The organism is Bradyrhizobium sp. sGM-13, assembly GCF_018398875.1.
In the GTDB taxonomy this organism is placed as follows: domain Bacteria; phylum Pseudomonadota; class Alphaproteobacteria; order Rhizobiales; family Xanthobacteraceae; genus Bradyrhizobium.
The window spans coordinates 1-3,442 of sequence record NZ_JAGWDK010000112.1 but is presented as its reverse complement, the minus strand read 5'-3'; the positions used below and the strand labels follow the sequence as shown (position 1 = coordinate 3,442).

Annotated in this window: 2 protein-coding genes and 1 pseudogene; all 3 read right to left on the bottom strand. The window is 56.9% G+C overall.

Translation table 11 applies throughout. The annotated features are described in order from the left end of the window. Nucleotides 1–688: 688 nt before the first annotated feature. A pseudogene (locus tag KJQ96_RS41145) lies at nt 689–1,207 on the bottom strand (MFS transporter); the annotation flags it as partial. A gap of 371 nt (nt 1,208–1,578) precedes the next feature. Next, nucleotides 1,579–2,016 carry a hypothetical protein gene (locus tag KJQ96_RS38215; protein ID WP_213256455.1) on the bottom strand — a complete coding sequence of 146 codons (438 nt, stop codon included), beginning with the start codon at nt 2,014–2,016 and terminating at the stop codon, nt 1,579–1,581. An 80-nt stretch (nt 2,017–2,096) separates the two neighbouring features. Then, nucleotides 2,097–3,442: peptidase domain-containing ABC transporter (locus tag KJQ96_RS38210; RefSeq protein WP_213291129.1), on the bottom strand; the 1,346-nt coding region annotated here is incomplete at its 5' end.

The following is a 3,442-nucleotide window of genomic DNA, read 5'->3' as shown; positions in this document are numbered from 1 at the left end:
CAGGTGGGGGAGTTTGAGGTGACCTCACCCGGGGGATTTTGACCGACCGTCGGGGTTATTCGGGAGCTGTTTGGCTGTTCTGCTGAATTGCTGGAGCGTATGATCGGGCAATTCATCGTCGCTTGAATGGGAAGCGAAGAGGAGCGAACAGCTACGAATATGTTTGCCTGTTCAGCTGCCATCACAACCACCGTGCTCGGCATTGTTGGCATGTCCGTGGCTCTTCAATAAGCAGGCGAGGTTGAGATTTGGCCGAGCTGAAAGAAGCTCCATGATCTTAAGCCCTCTAACCTGAATACGGCGCGGTTAGAGCACTTTACACTTCGATGATCATAGATGCAGAGCGACGGAGTTTTTCTCATTTCGACTCTGGATCAAGCGAGCATAGCGGAAACGCTTATCATGTGGCGGACCCACTCTTGTGATCGTTCTGGTGGAGGCGCAGATCACTACTGATCATGTGAAAGAGCTAGATCGGACACAGCCCTCGTTGTCGAGGCGCACCTTTCGTTAATGAAGTAGTCCGGCCGTACTCCCGCCCTTTGCCGGCAACGAATGCTGGCAGGGGCACCGAACAAGGAGCACACGATGTCACCGAAGCTCGATGCTCCGCCCGGTCAGCGATTCGGACCGCTGGCCAGTGCGGTGTGGCTTGCACGCCTAAAACGCTGTTGGGCCGCTCAGGCAGCGACGGCTTCGCAACTCTCGATGGCTTGAGGGACCCGGATAAGACGGTGAGTGCCGCGATGATGCCGAGGACGGCTGCGAACATCAACCAAAAGCGAGTAAGCCTTGTCATCGGTCCGTTGATCAGCCAATTCGAGGCCAGTGGCGTAAAGGTGCCGAACAAGGCGGACGCGAGCGTGAAGGCCAGGGAGAAGCAGGTTGTGCCCATATGCTTCGGCACGATCTCGACCGGAGCGCCCAGCATAGTGCCGCTATAGATGCCGAAGTAGAAACGAGAACATCATCGCCGGCACGAGCATCTCGCCGAACGTAGGGGCGCTTACCAGCCAGTGCTATGCCGGATAAGCGGTCACTAACGCAAGGCCGGCAATGGCTAGCAGAACCGGACTTGCGGCCGATTCGGTCAGAGACGGCGACGCCCTCATTGGATTCCATATAAAGTTCGTCACGGCGACCAAAAGCGCCACCAAGAGCGAGTCTTGTAAGGACAGCTTTCCAACACGTTCTTGCCGAATGTGGGCGCCTAAACTCTCCGGTCCGTGCATCAGCGACGCGCCGGTCTGATCGAGCAGGCCCTTGATCGCCTCGCTCCTGCGCTTCAGGTCGTCGCGGTCGGCGTTCGCCTTGGCGAGCTGACGGCGCAGGCTATCGTTCTCGAATTAGATGATGCCCTTGTTGTGCCTCAAAGCCTCGTTCTCCGAACGCAAGGTGCGAAGTCGGTGGGTCCGATCGCAAACCCGCCCATCGCAAGCGAGAAGAGGATGATGCCACGATGAAGGAGCCCAACGCCGCGGTGGAATTCGCGTGGTCGAGCTCGTCATGTTTCCTCCATTTGAACTCTTCAAAACATTACTCCGATTAAGGTCGCCCACATTCGCAGAGCTTGAGTGTTCAGACAGGAAAGGGCGCGCACCTGAACTTAGGTAGCTCACGATGTCCCTTGCTTAGGTCAAAATCGACCGTGATGTCGCGTAGGCTGACCCTAAGTCGCCTTGCGTTCCGTAAGCGCTCGACTGCTTCATTGGCGTCCAATTGCCAAATCCAGAGATAGCGACCGTCCTGGCTTACCCCAGCATTGCGCCGTATTATCGGACCATCGTCTAGCCTGTAGCTCACGTCAATCCCTGCCGAGCCAATGCGCATGTCGAACTCCAGGACAGGCCTTGCCTCGCCGTTGATGCAACCGACGTACAGCGTCGCGCCAACGCTGCGCAGTTCTGCTAAGATCTCGGTGCGTTCCGGGCGGCTTTTGAACTGGTGGATTTCCCAGCCAAATGCCGGAGATGCAATGGTGGCGCTAAGCGCAATGAGCAGAGCGTGTTTCTTCATTTGATGCTTTCTAGTACGAAGCGAGTGTGGGTTCGATCACATGGTGTGTTCATTCTGCCGATCAGCCATCATCGACAACTTTAGCTGCCTCCGGTTTGCGTCCACCACAAGCGAGCGTAAGCGCCTTCTCCCAGCAGATCAGTATGCCTGCCCTCCGCAACGATCCGCCCCTTATCTAAGACGACGATCTTGTCGGCACCACAGATGGTGCTGAGTCGGTGAGAGATGACCACGATGGTCTTCCCGGCACGGCGCAAATCCTCAATCAGCCGGTGAACAGTGGCTTCGGCAACGGAGTCGAGAGAGGAGGTCGGCTCGTCAAGGATCAGGATCTCCGGATCCCGGTACAGAGCTCGGGCCAGCGAAAGACGCTGCTTCTCGCCGCCAGAGAGCCGTACGCCGTTTTCGCCCAGATAGGCCTGGAAGCCTCCGGACCAATGCTCGATCACCTCCCGCAGCCCGGTGTGATCGCAGATTTTCATGATCCTGTCGATCTCCGGCTCGAACTCGCCAAGCGCGATGTTCTCGATCACCGAGCCTGAGAACACGTCCGTCGTTTGCGGTACTGCAGCAATAACCTTACGCAGGGATACGGTCGAGAGGTCTTTGAGGTCATACGGCCCGATCCGAATGCGCCCACTCTCGAGGGGGTAGACGTTCTGCAGCAGCGCTGCAAGGGAGCTCTTGCCCGAGCCGCTTTCTCCCACCACGGCCGTCATTTCGCCTCGACGAAAGGTGACGCTGAGATCTTGAAAGAGCTTCGGCTGTGCGCCATGGCGGAACGTGACGTTCTCCAGGCGGATATCACCAAGCTCTGATTTGGTGGCATCAATGCCGCCGCCGCGTGCGGGCTCAAGGTCGAAGATCTCGAACAGGCGATCCGCGGCGATAAAGGCGTCCTGAACGATTCTGTTGGTTTGGATCAGGTTGGCGACAGGCCGGGTGATATAGCCGAGCAGCGCGTAGCAGGAGAGCAATTCACCCGGAGTGACGGCCTGATCCAGAACAAGCGTCGTACCAAACCACATTAGCACGATTGTGAACAGAGTTGAGAGGAAACTCGAGGCATTGTCTCCGACGATCGAGATGAGGCCGGAGCTGTAGACCGAGTGCAGGGTCTTGACGAAGCGAGTTTCCATCCTAAGGCAAGCGAAGCTCTCCACACCGAATGTCTTGATCGTGGAAACAGCTCCGAGCGATTCAACCAATTGCGCTTCCAGATCGGCGGCATTCTCCATGATCGCGCGCTGGCGCTTCCTATTCAGCCGGTTAATGGTCCAATAGATTAAGACGTATAGTGGGATGGAGATAGCCACGACCACAGCGATCTTCCACGAGTAGATGAACATCAGCCCGAAGGAGAACAGTATCACTAGACGACCGATTCCATGAACTTGGCAGTCATGGAACGGGAGGTTTGTTTGTG

Excerpts from the sequence above, each read along its gene's own strand:
- KJQ96_RS38215 (WP_213256455.1), bottom strand. The coding sequence starts at position 2,016 with ATGAAGAAACACGCTCTGCTCATTGCGCTTAGCGCCACCATTGCATCT.